This is a genomic window from Cellulomonas sp. NPDC055163 (assembly GCF_053607065.1).
Genome location: NZ_JBSGSU010000007.1, coordinates 284,313 through 301,429, shown reverse-complemented (window position 1 = coordinate 301,429; position 17,117 = coordinate 284,313). Strand labels below are relative to the sequence as shown.

Here is a 17,117-nt window from a genome sequence, read left to right as displayed (position 1 = left end):
CGGCTCAGCGGGGGACGGGGACGGCGGCCAGCACGGTGTCGAGCACGCTCTCCGTCGTGACGCCCTCGAGCTCGGCCTCGGCGCGCAGCTGCACGCGGTGCCGCAGCGTCGGGTGCGCGAGCGCCTTCACGTCGTCCGGCGTGACGTACCCGCGCCCCGACAGCCACGCCCAGGCCCGCGACGTCGCCAGCAGGGCCGTCGCACCGCGGGGCGAGACCCCGAGCGCCAGGGACGGCGACTGCCGCGTCGCCCGGCACACGTCGACCGCGTACCCGAGCACCTCGCGCGAGACCTGCACGCGCGCGACCTCGTCGCGCGCCCGGCCGAGCACCGCGACCCCGGCGACGGGCCGGACGCCCGCACCGGCCAGGTCGCGCGGGTCGAAGCCTGCGGCGTGCCGCTGGAGGACCTCGATCTCCTGGTCGCGCTCCGGCAGGGGGAGCGTGAGCTTGAGCAGGAACCGGTCGAGCTGGGCCTCGGGCAGCTGGTAGGTGCCCTCGTACTCGACGGGGTTCTGGGTCGCGATGACCAGGAACGGGTCGGGGAGGCGGCGCGGGGTGCCGTCGACCGACACCTGGCGCTCCTCCATGGCCTCGAGCAGCGACGCCTGGGTCTTCGGCGGCGTGCGGTTGATCTCGTCCGCGAGCAGCAGGTTGGTGAAGACCGGGCCCTGCCGGAACGAGAACTCCGCGGTGCGCGCGTCGTACACGAGCGAGCCCGTCACGTCGCCGGGCATGAGGTCGGGCGTGAACTGCACGCGCTTGGTGTCGAGGTCGAGCGCCGCCGACAGCGTGCGGACGAGCAGCGTCTTCGCGACGCCCGGAACCCCCTCGAGCAGCACGTGGCCGCGGCAGAGCAGCGCGATGAGCAGGCCCGTCACGGCGGCGTCCTGCCCGACGACGGCCTTCGCGACCTCGGTGCGGACGGCCGCGAGGGCCGAGCGCAGCTCGGGGGACGGGCCCGCAGGGGCGGCCTGCACGGGCGGGGCGTGCTGCGGGACGGGCGGCGCGGCGTGCTGCGGCTGCGGGGCGGGCTCGACGGCGTGCTGCGGCTGCGGGGCGGGCGGGGGCGGAGCGCCGGGCGCGTGCTGGGACGGTGTGGCGGGCGTGGTGGGCGTGGTGGGCGCGGCGGCGTGCTGCGGCTGCGCCGCGGGCGCATGCTGCTTCTGCAGGTCGGGCCCCGCGGCGTGCTGCGGCCCGCCGTCCGGCCAGGCACCGTGCTGCGGCTGCGGCTGCGGCGCGTGCTGGGCCGGTGCGGCGGGCGCGTGCTGCGGCGCGGGAGCGTGCTCGGCGGCGGACGGCTGGGGTGCCGCGTCCGCCGGCCGGTCGAGCGGTGCCTGCGGCGGCGCGCCGTGCGGACCGTCCGTGGCCTGCCACGGGTCGGTGGGGTGTGCCTCGGTCACGATCGGTGAACCTCGCTCTCCAGCTCGTCGAGCCTCCGCGCCAGCTGCGTCAGCCCGGCGTCGTCCTTCGGGGGTGGTCCGTACAGCAGACCCGCGACCTCGTCGGCCGCCCGGCCGGTGGCCTGGGCGAGCGCGTCGATCACGGCGTGCGCGCCGGCCGACCGGGGCAGGCCCAGCCGGTGCGCGCAGCGTGCGGCCGACCCGGCCCGCAGCGCGGCTGCGGCGTGCCCGTACGAGCGTGCCCGACGGTACAGGCGCGCGCGCCCGCGCGTGGTCTCCGCCGCGCGCACCGTCACGGGGAGCGGCTCGGTCACGACCCGGCCGAGCCGTCGCCCGCGCCACAGCGCGGTCACGGCGGCCACGACCAGGAGCTGCAGCGCGAGCAGCCGGGCGACGGGAGGCAGCAGGTCGCCGACCCCGGGGCCGGCGGGTGCGGCGTCGTCGCCGAAGTCGTCGATCGACGGCACGTACCAGACGAGCTGCTCGTGACGGCCCAGCGCACGCAGGGCGAGCGCCGCGTGGCCCTCGTCCGCGACCTCGTCGTTGCGCAGGAAGCCGCCGTCGGCGAACGCGGTGACGCGCCGCTCGCCCTCGACCACGACGTACGCGCCCGAGTCCACCTCGTCGGGCGTCGCCGGGAAGCACGTCACGGCCTCGGGTGCGAGCGCGGTGAAGCCGGGCCCGCCGGACCGGTACGCCTCCGCCGCCACCGCCGTCGGGTCCTCGCACCGGGCGAGCCGGGTGGTCGGCGCGCCGTCGTCCGCACCCGACCAGCTGCGCGTCGCGGCGGTCGTGACCTCGTCGAGCAGCCCCGTCGGGTCGAGCAGGACGAGGTCGGCACCGGTCCCGGCGAGGTCCTCGAGCTGCGACGGCCCGAGCAGCGCGTCGCCGGTCACGAGGAGCGTCGTGCCCGCGTCGGCCGCGGCGACCGCCTCGGACGTCCTGCGGACGTAGGTGACCTCGACGCCCTGCTCCCCGAGCACCTGCGCGACCGCCCGGGCGCCGTCGGGCTCGGCGTTGTCCGGCGCGAGCGGGACGGTCGAGGTGCGGGGCTCGGGCAGCGCGGCGAGCAGCCCCACGAGCAGGAGCAGCGCGAGCACGGCGAGCGGAAAGCGCCAGCGCCGCCACCGCGAGCCCGCGCGCGACCGCGCGGTCGACCCGTCGCCGGTGACCGTCACCGGGCCGGAGCCGAGCGGGGGCGCCGCCGACGTGCCGGCCGGAGCGGGGGAGACGACGTGGCCGGGTGCTCCGCCCGGTGCGGTCGCGGGCGCCTCGGCGCTCATCGGTCCCCTCCACCGGGTGCGTCGTCGTCGCGCCCGCCGGCGGCCCGGGTGGCGCCCGCAGGTGCGAGCGCCGGGGTGCGGTCCGCGCCGGCGCTGCCGGCCGGCGTCCCGAGCGCCCGCTCGGCGGCGACAGCGGCGTCGACCTCCCGCAGCCGGGCGTCGTCGGCGGGTCCCGCGGGCTGGTCGCCGTAGACGACGTCGTCGAACAGCCGCCCGGCGTCGCGCAGCGCGGTGGCGGACGACGGCAGCCGGTACGCCGCCGCCTCGACGGCCTCGTGCGCGGTGCGGCCCGGCCGCTCGTCGAGCACCGTGCGCTCCTCGAGCGAGCGCACGACGGCCCGGAACCGCTCGGCGACGGCGGCGTGCCAGTCCTCGCGGGCCGCGGCGGCGTCGGCGGCGGCGCGCAGCTGGGCGGCCGTGCGCGTGTCGTCGCCGCCCAGCACGACCCCGCCGCCACCCCGCCGGCGCGTGCGGCGCACGGGTCCGGCGACCCACAGCGCGATGCCGGCGACGAGCGCGAGCAGCACCACGACGACGACCGCGGCGGTCCGGCCGTCCAGGCCGAGCGCCGGCACGCCGTCGAACAGGCTGCCGACCCAGTCGAGGATCCGCTCGAGGAGGCTCGGGCTGTCGTCGTACACGGGCTCGAGCAGCTCGCGCTCGAGCCACCGGCGTGCCTCGTCCGCGCCGGGCTCGACGGGGACGTCACCGGCACGGCCCGCGACGAGGGCGCCGGCGTGCGCGGGCACGAGGGCGAGCAGCGTCACGCGACCCGCTCGTCGGCCGCACGGGCGAGCTCCACGTCGAGCCCCTCGCGGCGCATCCGCACGTCGATGTACAGCAGCGCGACGACGGCCGCCGAGAACACCGTGGTGAGCGTGAGCGCGACGACCTGCGCGACCGAGCTGACCGCGACCGACGCGAACGACGTCAGCATCGGGTCGTCGAACAGGATCATCGCCGCGGTGATCGCGGGGATCGCGATGGTCTGGCTGATGATCTGCACGATGATGTTGACCAGCACGTAGATCCCGAGCAGGCGCCAGAAGCTGCCGCGCGTGAGCCGCCACGCGCGCGCGACGGTGGGCCCGAACCGCCCGCCCTCGAGCATGAGCGCGGGCGGCACGAGCAGCGTCCGGACCGTGAGCCAGAACCCGGCGAGGACGAGGACGAGCCCGCCGACCAGTGCGACGACGGCGACGGCCCACCACACCTCGTTCGCAGCGAGCGCGGCGACGCCGCCCGCGTACGCGGCGACGGCGACCACCCAGACGGCGCCCACGAGCAGGCTGAAACCGACCACCGACCAGATCCGGCCGCGTGCCAGACGCACGACCTCGCCCATGCTCACGGTCTGCCCGATCACCGAGCGGCTCACCGAGACGATGAGCAGGCCCGTGAGGATCGTCGTGGCGAGCGCGAGGAACGGCGTGGTGAGGAGGGTCGCGAGCAGCGACCCCATCTGGTCGCGCAGGCCCAGCATCCCGTCGGGGTCGATCGCGCTGGTCACGTCGCCGAGCGCGCCCGCGAGGATGCCCGTGAGGTACCAGGTGACCGCGGACATGACGGCGACGACGACGGTCACGACGACGACCGTGAGGCCGAACATGACGCGCGGGTTGGCGCGGACCGCGCGGAACGCGCCGTCGAGCACCTCCCCGAGACCCAGGGGCCGCAGGGGCACGATCCCGGGCTGGAGCGCGGCCGGCGGCAGCGGCGGTGCGCCGTAGCCGGGGGTCCCGTACCCGCCCGGCTGGCCGTACCCGCCGGGCTGGCCGTACCCGCCCGGCTGGCCGTACCCGCCGGGCTGGCCGGACCCGCCCGGCTGCCCGTACGTCCCCGGCTGGCCGTACCCGCCGGCCCCGCCGGGCGGCACAGGCCCCGGCGGCACGGGCGCCGGCGGCACCGGCTGCACGTCCCCCGGCACGGGGCCCCACCCGGACACCCCGGGAGCGGGGCTGCCCGGCGGCGCGGGGGGAGGCGGCACGGGAGCGCCTGGTGCGGGCTGTCCCGGTGCGTCCTCGTGCGGGGTCGTCATCGCGTCTCGCTCCCTGTTCTGCGCAGGCACGGGTGCGGCGCTCGTGCCGCGCCGTGCCGGCTCATCGTGCCACGGCAGCGCGCGCGCGTGGCGCAGCACCCCCCGGGTCGGCGCGCACGGGTGACCCCGCACCGGACATGGTCCGCACGCGCGGTGCGCGGTGCGATCATGTGCGCATGAAGGGTCGTGTGCTGGTGGTCGACGACGACACCGCTCTCGCAGAGATGATCGGCATCGTGCTCCGCTCCGAGGGGCTCGAGCCGGTGTTCTGCGCGGACGGGGACGACGCGCTCGCGGTGTTCCGCGCGTCCCAGCCCGACCTCGTGCTGCTCGACCTCATGCTGCCCGGCAAGGACGGCACCGAGGTGTGCCGGCTCATCCGGTCCGAGTCGGGCGTGCCGATCGTCATGCTGACCGCGAAGGCCGACACCGTCGACGTGGTGCTCGGCCTCGAGTCGGGTGCCGACGACTACATCTCGAAGCCGTTCAAGCCCAAGGAGCTCATCGCCCGGGTCCGGGCACGGCTGCGCCGCAGCGACGAGCCCGCACCCGAGCACCTCGCGATCGGGGACCTGACGATCGACGTCACCGGTCACCGCGTGACACGCGACGGCGAGCAGATCTCGCTCACGCCGCTCGAGTTCGACCTGCTGGTCGCGCTCGCCCGCAAGCCGTGGCAGGTGTTCACGCGCGAGGTGCTGCTCGAGCGCGTGTGGGGCTACCGGCACGCCGCGGACACCCGGCTGGTCAACGTCCACGTGCAGCGGCTGCGCTCGAAGATCGAGGCGGACCCGGAGCGCCCGGAGATCGTCGTGACCGTGCGCGGCGTCGGCTACAAGGCGGGCACGACCCCGCAGTGAACGCGTTCCGGGCCCGCCGGGCGCTGCGGCTCGCGCGGCTGCGGCTGACCCGGCGCGAGCGCGCGCTGGCGGGCGCGTGGCGCGAGTCGCTCCAGGTCCGGGTCGTCGCCACGACGCTCGCCGTCGGCCTGGTCGCGCTCGCCGGCCTCGGCGCCTACCTCTCCGACCGCATCCAGGCCGGGCTGTTCTCGCAGCGCATGGAGCAGGTGCTGCGCGAGAGCGCACGGGCGACGCGGCAGGCGCAGAGCTCGTTCACCGCGTCGACCGCCTCGACCGGCTCCGAGGTGCAGCAGCTGCTCAACGACGTCGTCAAGGTGCTGGGCTCGGGCGGTTCGGAGCAGCGCGAGGTGTTCCTGCTGCGCGCGCCGGGACAGGCGACCGCGTCGCAGATCGTGACCGCGGGCGCGACGGACGAGGAGCTGGTCGACCTCATCTCGCCCGAGCTGCGCGCGGCGACGGCGAGCGGCGAGGGGCAGCGCTGGCAGTCGGTCGCGTGGCCGCGCGGGACGGCCGGGGCCGACGGCAGCCCGGCGCGCGAGGTGCCCGCGGTCGTCGTCGGCGAGACGGTCACGCTGCCCGTCGTGGGGACCCACGAGCTGTACTTCCTGTACAGCCTCGAGGCCGAGCAGGAGCAGCTCGAGTTCCTCCAGCGCGTGCTCGGGATCGGGGCGCTCGCGCTCACGGTGCTGCTGGGCACCATGACGTGGGTCGTGACGCGGCAGGTCGTGCGGCCGGTGCGGATCGCCGCGCAGGTCGCCGAGCGGCTCGCCGACGGGCACCTGGACGAGCGCATGCCGGTGCGCGGGGAGGACGAGATCGCCTCGCTCGGGCGCTCGTTCAACGAGATGGCCGTGAGCCTGCAGGACCAGATCAACCAGCTCGAGGCGCTCGGGGCGCTGCAGCGCCGCTTCGTCTCCGACGTCTCGCACGAGCTGCGCACGCCGCTGACGACGATCCGGATGGCCGGCGAGGTGCTGCACGGCGCCCGGCACGACTTCGAGCCCTCGGCCAAGCGCTCCGCCGAGCTGCTGCAGACGCAGCTCGACCGCTTCGAGGACCTGCTCGTCGACCTGCTCGAGATCAGCCGCTTCGACGCGGGCGCGGCGGTGCTGGACGCCGAGCGGCGTGACGTGCGCGACGCGGTCAACGCCGTCGTCGACCAGGCCGTGCAGCTCGCCGAGGTCCGCGCGACGTGGCTGAGCGTCCACCTGCCTGCCGACCCGGCCGTCGCGGACGTCGACCCGCGCCGCGTCGAGCGGATCCTGCGCAACCTGCTCGTGAACGCGATCGAGCACGCCGACGGCTCGCCCGTCGAGGTCACGCTCGCCGGCGACGCCGAGGCGGTCGCGGTCACGGTGCGCGACCACGGCGTCGGGATGACGCGCGAGGTCGCGGAGCACGTCTTCGACCGGTTCTGGCGGGCGGACCCGGCGCGGGCACGCACCATCGGCGGCAGCGGGCTCGGGCTGGCGATCTCGCTCGAGGACGCCCACCTGCACGGCGGCTGGCTCGAGGCCTGGGGGCGTCCCGGCGGGGGTGCGGTGTTCCGGCTCACGCTGCCCCGGCGCGCGGGGATCCGGCTCGTCGCGTCGCCGCTGCCGCTCGAGCCCGAGGACGCGCCGGAGGCCGTGCCGCGTGAGCACCGGCACGGCGTGGACCCGGCGGCCCTGCCCGAGCTCACCGACCTGCACCACGACGCCGAGCACGAGCACGAGCACGAGCACGAGACCGACCGTCTGGAGACGCGATGAGCACGACGCTCCGCCCGACGCACCGCTCCACGCACCGCACGGCGGCCCGCGCGGTGGCCGGTGCCGCGGGCCGGACGCCGCGTCGCCGGACCGTCGCGTCCGCGCTCGTGCTCGTCCTGCCGCTCCTGTGGGTGCTCTCCGCCTGCGTCGCGATGCCGACGTCCGGCGCGGTCGAGGTCGGTGACGTCGAGGTGAGCGACGCCGGTCCGGCCGTGATGCCGCTCGCGGACCGTCCCGCGACCGACGCCGAGCCCGAGGCGATCGTCGTGGGCTTCCTCAAGGCGAGCCAGGCCGGGTTCAGCCGCGACCCGCGCCGCGGCGGCGACTTCCGGGCCGCCCGGGAGTACCTCGCCGGGGACGCACGAGCGTCCTGGCGCCCGCGCGAGAGCGTCGTGGTGTACCCGACGTCGAGCAGCCCGACCTTCACCGTCGTCGACGAGACCCAGGTCCAGGTGACCCTGCGGGTCGCGGCGCGCATCGACGCCGACGGCCGGTACGCCGAGGCGGCGCCCGACGCGGAGGAGTCGCTCGCGTTCGACCTGGTGCAGGACAGCTCGGACCAGTGGCGCATCGCGGGCCTCGAGGACGGGGTCGTGCTCGACGAGTCGAACTTCGAGAACCTGTTCAGCTCGGCGAACCTCTACTTCCTCACGCCCGACGACACCTCCCTCGTGCCCGAGACGCGGTGGTTCCCCGTGCGGAACATCGCGACGTCGATCGTCCGCGAGCTGCTGAAGGGCCCCTCCCCGTGGCTGCGCGACGCGGTCCGCTCGGCGATCCCGGAGGGCGTCGAGCTCACGCCGGAGACCGTCCCCGTCGACGAGACCGACAGCACCGCGTCCGTCGGGCTCACCGAGGCCGCGGCGCTCACGGACTCCGCGGAGCGCGCCCGGATGCTCGCCCAGATCGAGGCGTCGCTCGCGATCCCCGGGGTGCGCGCGGTCGAGGTCACCGCGGGCGGGGTCCCGCTCACGGCGTCGGCCGCCGAGCTGGGCCGGGGCGTCGACACCGACGCGCTGCTCGAGGTGGTCGCGGGGGACGCCGTCGTGCAGCTCGAGAACGGCGAGCTCGTCCCGCTGCCCGCGGCGCCCGAGCTCTCGGGCCGCGGCGTGCACGACCTGGCGCGCAACGAGCGCGGCAACGTGCACGTGGCGCTGTCCGACGCGGGCGACCTCGTGCGCCTCGGGGTCGGCGGCGAGCCCGCGACGACGATGCTGAGCGGTCCGGGCCTGCTCGCGCCGTCGGTCGACGGCCTCGGGTGGACGTGGACGGGTCGTCCCGGTCCGGCGGGGCTGCTGACCGCGGTCCGCGCGGACGGCCAGCGCGCCGACGTCAGCGTGCCGTGGCTCGCGGGTCGCAGCGTCACGGCGGTCCGCGTCGCGCGCGACGGTGCCCGCGTCGCGGTGCTCTCGACCGGCACGGACGGGCTGGCGCTCGACGTGGCGGGCGTCGTGCGGGACGCCTCGGGCAGCCCGCTGCAGCTCGGCGAGCCGCTCGGCACGGGTGCGACGCTCGTCGACGCGTCCGAGCTCGTCTGGGTCGACGACACGACGCTCGGCGTGCTCGGACGCTCGGGGGTCGCGACGAGCGCGGCGTACCACCTCGTGCCGCTGTCCGGCCAGACGCGCACGCTCCCGGCGCTCGAGGACGCGGTCGCGATCGCGGGCGGGAAAGGGCAGCGCTCGCTCTACGTCGCGACGTCCGACGCCCGGCTGTTCTGGCTCCCGGGCGTGAACGCGAGCTGGACCGAGGTGACCACCGGCGTGCGGGACCCGTACTTCCCCGGCTGACCCCGGCGACGCACCCCCAGGCCGCCCAGGTCTGCTGCCCCGTGCGGCGGCGGGCGCCGCGCCCGTCGCCCGCCGGTGACGGGTGGCACGGTCGCCGGATGCGAGAGGACGAGGGCAGGTCGAGCCTGCGGCGGTGCTGGGCCGACCTCGTCGGGCTCGTGCTCCCCGTCGCCTGCGCGGGCTGCGAGGCCCTCGACGTCGCGCTCTGCGCGGCCTGCGCGTCCCGGCTGCTCGGCCGGCCGGAACGCTGCGAGGACGGTGCCGGGCGGCTCGACCGGCTCGACGGACGCGGCCCGCTGCCGGTCTGGGCCACCACGCCCTACACCGGCCCCGTGCGCGAGCTCGTCGTCGCGTGGAAGGACCGGGGCCGGGCCGACCTCACCCCGGTGCTGACGGCGGCCGCGGGGCGGGCCGGGCGCGCGCTGGGCCCGCCCCTGGGGTCCGCGCTCGACGTCCTGGCGCACGCCCCCGCGGGCCGGGGCCGCCCCACGCTGCTCGTCGTGCCCGCCCCCTCGACCCGGGCCGCCCGGCGGCGCCGGGGCGAGGACCTGGTCGGGCGCCTCGCGCTCGCCGTCGCGTCCGGGCTGACGACCGCCGGTGTCCCGGCCCGCGCGCGGGCGTGCCTCGGGCGACGCGGGCACGGCCGTGACCAGGTGGGGCTGTCGGGTCGGGCCCGTGGCCGCAACCTCGCCGGCCAGGTCACCGCACGCGGGGGCCCGGGCGGTCTTGCAGGCGTCCCCGCGCTGCTCGTCGACGACGTCCTGACCACCGGGGCGACGCTCGCGGCGTGCGAGGACGCGCTCGTCGGGGCGGGCGCGGCGGTGCTCGGCGGCTGGGCGCTCGCGGCGACACCACCACCCGGACGGAGCAGTGCGGCGATTGGTCGTCCGGACGCCGCGGGGCTAGCGTGAGGGAACGAACCGACAGCACCCGGAGCGGCGCGACCGGCGGACGAGACCTGTCCGCACGCACCCGCCGGATGCAGGAGGAGGTGGTGCCCGTCGTCCGGCCCTCAAGGGCACATGTGCACGTCACCGGGCGGTCAGCCGCCCCCCTCGTCCTCCAGGAGGATCACATGGACATCGTGGTCGCAGGTCGTCACACCGAGGTTCCGGAGAAGTTCCGCCGGCACGCCGAGGAGAAGCTGACGAAGCTCGCGCAGCTCGCGCCCCAGGCCCAGCGCATCGACGTGGAGGTCTCGCACGAGCGCAACCCCCGCCAGGCGGGAGTCGCCGAGCGCGTCGAGCTCACGGTCGTCGACAAGGGACCCGTGATCCGCGCCGAGGCGTGCGCCGACGACCGGTACGCCGCGCTGGACCTCGCGATCGCCAAGCTCCAGGAGCGCCTGCGCCGCTCGCGCGACCGGCGCAAGGACCACCGCAACCACACCCCCCTCACGCCCGTCGACGTACGCCCGCCCGTGGTGTCCGACGAGCCCCCCGCGGCAGCCCCCGCACCCGGCGAGGTGGTCGAGACGACCCTCGGCGACTCGCCCGTCGTCATCCGCGAGAAGGTGCACACCGCACAGCCCATGACGATCGACGACGCCCTCTACGAGATGGAGCTCGTCGGTCACGACTTCTTCCTGTTCATCGACGTCGAGACGGCGCAGCCCTCGGTCGCCTATCGGCGGCGTGGCTGGAGCTACGGCGTGATCAAGCTCGACACCCCCGTGGCGACGCTGAGCCCGAAGCCCGTCGAGGCGACGGCCGCCGTCGGCTGAGCCGGGCGGCGCCGGCGCGCCGGGGGAGCGCGCCGTGAGTGTCGGAGCGGGGCGGCAGGATGGGCCGGTGCCCACCTCCCGCCCCGCTCCGCGTCCGGACCCCGAGCCCGGCCTCCCGACGCCGGGGCCTGCGCCGGAGGTCCTCTCGCTGTCGCAGGCCCGGCGCGTCGCCCTGCGCGCCCAGGGACTCGACCGGGCGCGCGCCGACCGCACGGGCGCGGTCACGATGCGTCACCTGCAGGGCGTCGTCGACCGGCTCGGCCTCCTCCAGATCGACTCGGTCAACGTGCTGGCGCGCGCGCACCTCATGCCGACGTACTCACGCGTCGGCCCGTACGACCCGGAGCTGCTCGACCGGGCGGCGGGCCATGCACCGCGCCGCCTCGTCGAGGCGTGGGCGCACGAGGCGTCGTTCGTGCCGCCCGAGACGTACCGGCTGCTCGGGTGGCGGCGTCGGGGCTACCTGACCTACGCGTGGGGCACGATCCGCGACGTCCCGCTCCGGCACGCGGGCGTGGTCCAGGAGATCCGCGACCTGATCGCCGACTCGGGCCCGATGACCGCGAGCCAGGTGCACGCGCTCTACGAGCACGAGCACCCGGCCGACCGCTCGGAGTGGGGGTGGAACTGGACGGTCGCCAAGCGCGCGCTCGAGTTCCTCTTCTTCACCGGCGAGGTCACGGCTGCGCGGCGGAACGCCCAGTTCGAGCGGTGCTACGACCTCACGGAGCGCGTGCTCCCGCCCGACGTCGCGGCGCAGCCCGAGCCGCCGGACGAGGACGCGGTCCGCGCGCTCGTCGAGATCGGGGCACGCGCGCACGGGATCGGGACGGCGCGCTGCTTCGCGGACTACTTCCGGATCAAGGGCCCCCGGGTGGCGCGCGCCGTCTCCGAGCTCGTCGACGCCGGGGTGCTCCGCCCCGTCGCCGTGCAGGGGTGGGACCGGCCCGTGTACCTGCACCGCGACGCGTCGCTCCCGCGCCGCGCGGAGGGCCGCGCGCTGCTCAGCCCGTTCGACCCGCTCGTCTTCGAGCGCCGCCGGCTCGAGGAGCTCTTCGGGCTGCGGTACCGGATCGAGATCTACGTGCCGGCGCCCAAGCGCGTGCACGGCTACTACGTGCTGCCCTTCCTGCTCGGCGAGCGGCTCGCCGCACTCGTCGACCTCAAGGCGGACCGCCGCGCCGGGGTGCTGCGCGTGCACGCGGCGCACACCGCACCGCCGGCGCCGGCCGCGGCGGCCGAGCGGCGGACCCGTGCCGAGCGGGTGGGCGATGTCCCGGGCGAGCTCGCCGCCGAGCTCGGGGTCCTCGCACGGTGGCTCGGGCTCGACGGGATCGAGGTCGGCGCTCCGGGCACCGCCGGAGAGGGCCGGGAGGTGCGCGGGGACCTCGCGCTGCCGCTCGCCGCGGCGCTCGCCCGGTGAGGGCGCCCGACGGGTCGACGCCGGGGGGTCGCGCGGCCGGGGCTCCCCGCGACGTGCCGCGGCCGGCCGTGCCGCCCGGCGTCCGGGCAGCGGAGGGCGCCACGACCGGCGGCCGGCGCCGGGTGCTCGACGGGTTCTCGCTGGTGGTGCTCGGCGCCCTGCTGTGGGGCACCGGCGGCGTCGCGGGGACGGTGCTCGCACGCGAGACGGACCTGCCGATGCTCGCCGTGGCGTCGTACCGCCTGCTCGTCGGGGGCGGCGCGCTCGTCGTCGTGCTCGTGCTCACGGGCCGGCTCGCGGGCGTCGGTCGCTCGCGCGCCGTCGTGGCCCGCGTCGCGGTGACGGCGACGCTCGCGGCCGTCTACCAGGCGTTCTACTTCGTCGCCGTGGGCATCGCGTCCGTGTCGGTCCCGACCCTCGTGGCCCTCGGCGCGTCGCCCGTGCTCGTCGCGGCTGCGACCGTCGCCCTGAGCCGGCGACGCCCTGCGGCACGCGTGCTCGTCGCCCTCGGTCTGGCGCTCGTGGGGCTCGTGCTGCTCGTGGGCGTGCCGACCGGGCCGGGCGCGACCACGGGCGCGCTCCTCGCGCTGGTCTCGGCGGGGGCGTTCGCGACGATGACCGTGCTCAACAGCCGCCCGGTCCCGGGCCTCGCGCCTCTGCCGCTCACCGCGCTGTCGTTCACGCTGGGCGGCGTGCTGCTGCTCCCGGTCGCGGCGACGCTCGGCGGCGGGCTCGCGGTTCCGCCCGCGGGCTCGGGGCCGGCCGGGTGGCTGCTCCTGGCGTTCCTCGGGCTCGTGCCCACGGCACTCGCGTACGGCGCGTACTTCACCGGGTTGCGCACCGTCCCGCCGACCACCGCGTCGGTCGTCGCGCTCCTCGAGCCGCTCACCGGCGCGGTCCTCGCGGCGCTGCTCCTGGGCGACCGGCTCGGCTGGCCGGGGCTCGTCGGCGGGGCCCTGCTCGGGGCCGCCGTGGTGGCTCTTCGACCGAGACCCTGACCTCGCCTACGATGGTCGGGGCCCGGCCGCGCGGTCGGACCGAGCTCGCCCCGATGCCGCCGGCGTGCGGGGCCAGTCAACGTCGGGAGTCACGCGTGCCTGCGATCCTCGAGAAGGTCCTGCGCTTCGGCGAAGGCCGGATCGTCAAGAAGCTGTCCGGTCTCGCCCAGCAGGTCAACGCGCTCGAGTCGAGCTTCGAGAGCCTGTCGGACGCCGAGCTGCGCGAGGAGACGGACCGCTTCAAGGCCCGCCTCGCCGACGGGGAGACGCTCGACGACATCCTCCCCGAGGCCTTCGCGGCCGTCCGCGAGGCGTCCCGGCGCACCCTCGGGCAGCGGCACTTCGACGTGCAGCTCATGGGCGGCGCGGCGCTGCACCTCGGCAACATCGCGGAGATGAAGACCGGTGAGGGCAAGACGCTCGTCGCGACGGCCCCCGCGTACCTCAACGCGCTGACGGGCAAGGGCGTCCACGTCGTCACGGTCAACGACTACCTGGCGAGCTACCAGGCCGAGCTCATGGGCCGCGTCTACCGGTTCCTGGGCCTGACCAGCGGCGTCATCCTGTCGAACCAGACCCCCGCGCAGCGCCGCGAGCAGTACGCGGCGGACATCACGTACGGCACCAACAACGAGTTCGGCTTCGACTACCTGCGCGACAACATGGCGTGGAGCTCCGACGAGCTCGTGCAGCGCGGCCACAACTTCGCGATCGTCGACGAGGTCGACTCGATCCTCATCGACGAGGCGCGCACGCCGCTCATCATCTCGGGCCCCGCGTCGGGCGACACGAACCGCTGGTACGCCGAGTTCGCCAAGGTCGTCCGCCGCCTGCAGGCCGAGCGCGACTACGAGGTCGACGAGAAGAAGCGCACGGTCGGCGTCCTCGAGCCCGGCATCGCGCGCGTCGAGGACTACCTCGGCATCGACAACCTGTACGAGTCGCTGAACACGCCGCTCATCGGGTTCCTGAACAACGCGATCAAGGCCAAGGAGCTCTTCAAGCGCGACAAGGACTACGTCGTCATCAACGGCGAGGTCCTGATCGTCGACGAGCACACGGGCCGCATCCTCCCGGGCCGCCGCTACAACGAGGGCATGCACCAGGCCATCGAGGCCAAGGAGGGCGTGAACATCAAGGCGGAGAACCAGACGCTCGCCACGATCACGCTGCAGAACTACTTCCGCCTGTACTCCAAGCTCGCGGGCATGACCGGTACCGCCGAGACCGAGGCCGCCGAGTTCCTCGGCACCTACAAGCTCGGCGTCGTGCCGATCCCGACGAACCGTCCGATGCAGCGCATCGACCAGGGCGACCTCGTCTACAAGAACGAGGACGGCAAGTACGACGCGGTCGTCGCCGACATCGTCGAGCGGCACGCGAAGGGCCAGCCCGTCCTCGTCGGCACGGTGAGCGTCGAGAAGAGCGAGCTGCTCTCCGCGAAGCTCAAGAAGCAGGGCGTCCCGCACGAGGTCCTCAACGCCAAGCAGCACGCGCGCGAGGCGTCGATCGTCGCGCAGGCCGGCCGCAAGGGCGCCGTGACGGTCGCGACGAACATGGCCGGCCGAGGCACCGACATCATGCTCGGCGGCAACGCCGAGTTCATGGCGGTCGCGGAGCTCGCCGACCGGGGCCTGGACCCCGCCGAGAACGCGGAGGAGTACGAGGCCGCCTGGCCCGGCGCGCTCTCGAAGGCGACCGAGGCGGTCGCCGCGGAGCACGACGAGGTCGTCGAGCTCGGCGGGCTGTACGTGCTCGGCACGGAGCGGCACGAGTCCCGCCGCATCGACAACCAGCTGCGCGGCCGCTCGGGCCGTCAGGGCGACCCGGGCGAGTCCCGGTTCTACCTGTCGCTCCAGGACGACCTCATGCGCCTGTTCAACTCGGGTCTCGCCGAGTCCCTGATGACGCGCGCGGGCTTCCCCGACGACCTGCCGCTCGAGTCGAAGATCGTGACGCGCGGCATCCAGAGCGCGCAGTCGCAGGTCGAGGCGCGCAACTTCGAGATCCGCAAGAACGTCCTGAAGTACGACGACGTCCTCTCGCGCCAGCGCACCGTGATCTACGACGAGCGCCGCCGCGTCCTCGAGGGCGAGGACCTCCAGGAGCAGATCCAGCACTTCACGAAGGACGTGCTCAGCGCGTACGTCGCGGCGGCGACCGCCGAGGGCCGCCCGGAGGAGTGGGACCTCGACGCCCTGTGGACGGCGCTCAAGGCCGTCTACCCGGTGTCGATCACGTCCGAGGAGGTCGTCGACCAGGCCGGTGGGGCGACGCGCCTGAGCGCCGAGCTCATCGAGGCGGAGGTCCTCTCCGACGCGGAGCACGCCTACGCCGAGCGTGAGGCCGAGCTGGGCGCGGACAACGTGCGTCAGCTCGAGCGCCGCGTGATCCTCTCGGTCCTCGACCGCAAGTGGCGCGAGCACCTCTACGAGATGGACTACCTCAAGGAGGGCATCGGCCTGCGGGCGATGGCCCAGCGCGACCCGCTCGTCGAGTACCAGCGTGAGGGCTTCCAGCTCTTCAACGCGATGACGGACGCGATCAAGGAGGAGTCCGTCGGCTACCTCTTCAACCTCGAGGTCAAGGTCGCCGACGGCGAGGCCGGACCGGGTGCACCGGGCGCCCCGGTCGTCAGCGCGCAGTCCGCGGCCCAGGCCGCTGCGGCCGCCGGCGGCACGCTCCCCGGCGCGACGCCCGCCGCCCCGAAGCTCGTCGCCAAGGGCATCGACGGGCCCGAGCGCCGTGCGCCGCTGCAGTACTCGGCGCCGTCGATCGACGGTGACGCCGGTGCCGCAGGCGGGGCGAGCGAGGGTGAAGGGGCGGGCGGTGCCGCCGCGACCCCGACGAACCGCGAGGAGCGCCGCAAGGCCGCGAAGCGCAAGCAGGGCTGATCCTCCGCGCGGCCTCGGCTCGCGCACGACGACGGGGACCCCCGGGCACAGTGCCCGGCGGTCCCCGTCGTCGTGTGTCCGGGTGACGCGCCCGTGACGCCACCGCGACGACGGTCCGGTCAGCCGAGCTCGAACGCGACGGCCCGCCAGGCACCGCGCCACATCTCGAGCCGCAGCGCCACGGCCCGCACCCGCGTGCCGTCGTCGACCACGACCGCCGCCTCCGCGACGTGCTCGCCGAGGCGGCACACGCGCACGCGGAGGATCTCCGGCCGGCGGGTCGCCGCGGTCCGGCCGAGCACCCGCACGGTGAGCGCGGCGCGCGCGGCGAGCTGCTCGAACACCTGCGGGCTGACCCAGCGGGCGAGCTGCGCGACCGACCGGGTCCCGCGCATCGCCTCCGTCGCCGCGAGCGCGAGGGCGCAGCAAACCGGTGTCGGGTCGGACATCGCCGGTGTCTCGCGCGGCGGCCCGGGGGTGCGCGCGGCACGCTCGGCCGCGAGGGTGGCCCGGCGCCGGGCGAGGAGCCGCTGCTCGAGCGTCGGCGGGCGCGTGTGCCCGGGGCCGGTGGACGGCGCGGGGCGCGGCGCAGGCGGGAGCGTGGGGACGAGCCGGACCCCGGGCGCGACGGAGGCAGGGGCGAGACCGTCGGGCGGTGCGGGCTGTGCCGTGCACGACTCCCCGAGACGGCGGGGACCTGCTCCGCCGGCGGGCTCGGGTGACGCTGCACGGCCGGTGCGGGCCGTGCGCAGGTCGGCGGCGTGGCTCGGGTTCGGGGCACCCGCGGGTCGTGCCGACCGTGCGCGGGTGGCGTCCGCGGTGCGGGGCTCGGCGGTGCGGGGCTCGGCGGTGCGGGGCGCGGTGGTGTGGGGCGCGGCGGTGCCGCACGGGACGGGTCCGCCGGCTCGGTCGAGCTCGAGCGTCGTCATGTGCGACTCCTTCGGCTGGGCGGTGC

At 75.9% G+C, this 17,117-nt stretch carries 13 protein-coding genes; 8 read left to right on the top strand and 5 right to left on the bottom strand.

Annotation, left to right across the window (positions count from 1 at the left end):
- Positions 1 to 4: 4 nt before the first annotated feature.
- The 4 genes from ACWFNE_RS15875 to ACWFNE_RS15860 all read right to left on the bottom strand — a co-directional run bounded on the left by ACWFNE_RS15875 (position 5) and on the right by ACWFNE_RS15860 (position 4,612).
- On the bottom strand, positions 5 to 979 hold the full coding sequence (locus tag ACWFNE_RS15875) for an AAA family ATPase (protein WP_452123458.1): 975 nt from the start codon (positions 977 to 979) through the stop codon (positions 5 to 7).
- A gap of 419 nt (positions 980 to 1,398) precedes the next feature.
- Positions 1,399 to 2,685, bottom strand: coding sequence for a DUF4350 domain-containing protein (locus ACWFNE_RS15870; protein ID WP_452123377.1), 1,287 nt, complete (start codon positions 2,683 to 2,685; stop codon positions 1,399 to 1,401).
- The gene (locus ACWFNE_RS15865; RefSeq protein WP_452123376.1) at positions 2,682 to 3,452 is read right to left on the bottom strand and encodes a DUF4129 domain-containing protein; all 771 of its coding nucleotides are present in this window, start codon (positions 3,450 to 3,452) and stop codon (positions 2,682 to 2,684) included. The genes ACWFNE_RS15870 and ACWFNE_RS15865 overlap by 4 nt, the downstream gene beginning before the upstream one ends.
- Positions 3,449 to 4,612 carry a glycerophosphoryl diester phosphodiesterase membrane domain-containing protein gene (locus tag ACWFNE_RS15860; protein WP_452123375.1) on the bottom strand — a complete coding sequence of 388 codons (1,164 nt, stop codon included), beginning with the start codon at positions 4,610 to 4,612 and terminating at the stop codon, positions 3,449 to 3,451. Before ACWFNE_RS15860 ends, ACWFNE_RS15865 begins: the two co-directional genes overlap by 4 nt.
- 287 nt (positions 4,613 to 4,899) lie before the next feature.
- On the opposite strand from ACWFNE_RS15860, the gene mtrA reads away from it, so the two are divergent.
- The 8 genes from mtrA (at position 4,900) to secA (ending at position 16,162) form a co-directional block, all read left to right on the top strand.
- Entirely contained in the window at positions 4,900 to 5,583 is a 684-nt protein-coding gene (gene mtrA / locus ACWFNE_RS15855) for an MtrAB system response regulator MtrA (protein WP_183295763.1), read from the top strand.
- Entirely contained in the window at positions 5,580 to 7,334 is a 1,755-nt protein-coding gene (mtrB, locus tag ACWFNE_RS15850; protein WP_452123374.1) for an MtrAB system histidine kinase MtrB, read from the top strand. Before mtrA ends, mtrB begins: the two co-directional genes overlap by 4 nt.
- On the top strand, positions 7,331 to 9,124 hold the full coding sequence (locus tag ACWFNE_RS15845; protein WP_452123373.1) for an LpqB family beta-propeller domain-containing protein: 1,794 nt from the start codon (positions 7,331 to 7,333) through the stop codon (positions 9,122 to 9,124). Before mtrB ends, ACWFNE_RS15845 begins: the two co-directional genes overlap by 4 nt.
- Positions 9,125 to 9,222: 98 nt before the next feature.
- Entirely contained in the window at positions 9,223 to 10,035 is an 813-nt protein-coding gene (locus ACWFNE_RS15840; protein ID WP_452123372.1) for a ComF family protein, read from the top strand.
- 164 nt (positions 10,036 to 10,199) lie between these two features.
- A complete protein-coding gene (gene hpf / locus ACWFNE_RS15835) occupies positions 10,200 to 10,847 on the top strand; it encodes a ribosome hibernation-promoting factor, HPF/YfiA family (RefSeq protein WP_452123371.1) in 648 nt (215 codons plus the stop codon).
- A 148-nt stretch (positions 10,848 to 10,995) separates the two neighbouring features.
- Positions 10,996 to 12,270 (top strand): winged helix-turn-helix domain-containing protein, encoded by a 1,275-nt coding sequence (locus ACWFNE_RS15830; protein ID WP_452123457.1) that lies wholly within the window; start codon positions 10,996 to 10,998, stop codon positions 12,268 to 12,270.
- A 53-nt stretch (positions 12,271 to 12,323) separates the two neighbouring features.
- On the top strand, positions 12,324 to 13,268 hold the full coding sequence (locus ACWFNE_RS15825; RefSeq protein WP_452123370.1) for a DMT family transporter: 945 nt from the start codon (positions 12,324 to 12,326) through the stop codon (positions 13,266 to 13,268).
- A gap of 95 nt (positions 13,269 to 13,363) precedes the next feature.
- A complete protein-coding gene (gene secA, locus ACWFNE_RS15820; protein WP_452123369.1) occupies positions 13,364 to 16,162 on the top strand; it encodes a preprotein translocase subunit SecA in 2,799 nt (932 codons plus the stop codon).
- Positions 16,163 to 16,281: 119 nt separating this feature from the next.
- Here the strand turns inward: secA and ACWFNE_RS15815 are convergent, their stop codons facing one another.
- Positions 16,282 to 17,091, bottom strand: a complete 810-nt coding sequence (locus tag ACWFNE_RS15815) for an Rv3235 family protein (protein ID WP_452123368.1) — start codon at positions 17,089 to 17,091, stop codon at positions 16,282 to 16,284.
- Positions 17,092 to 17,117: the final 26 nt, after the last annotated feature.

Excerpts from the sequence above, each read along its gene's own strand:
- ACWFNE_RS15870 (WP_452123377.1), bottom strand. The coding sequence starts at position 2,685 with ATGAGCGCCGAGGCGCCCGCGACCGCACCGGGCGGAGCACCCGGCCAC.
- ACWFNE_RS15815 (WP_452123368.1), bottom strand. The coding sequence starts at position 17,091 with ATGACGACGCTCGAGCTCGACCGAGCCGGCGGACCCGTCCCGTGCGGC.
- ACWFNE_RS15845 (WP_452123373.1), top strand. The coding sequence starts at position 7,331 with ATGAGCACGACGCTCCGCCCGACGCACCGCTCCACGCACCGCACGGCG.
- ACWFNE_RS15840 (WP_452123372.1), top strand. The coding sequence starts at position 9,223 with ATGCGAGAGGACGAGGGCAGGTCGAGCCTGCGGCGGTGCTGGGCCGAC.
- mtrA (WP_183295763.1), top strand. The coding sequence starts at position 4,900 with ATGAAGGGTCGTGTGCTGGTGGTCGACGACGACACCGCTCTCGCAGAG.
- hpf (WP_452123371.1), top strand. The coding sequence starts at position 10,200 with ATGGACATCGTGGTCGCAGGTCGTCACACCGAGGTTCCGGAGAAGTTC.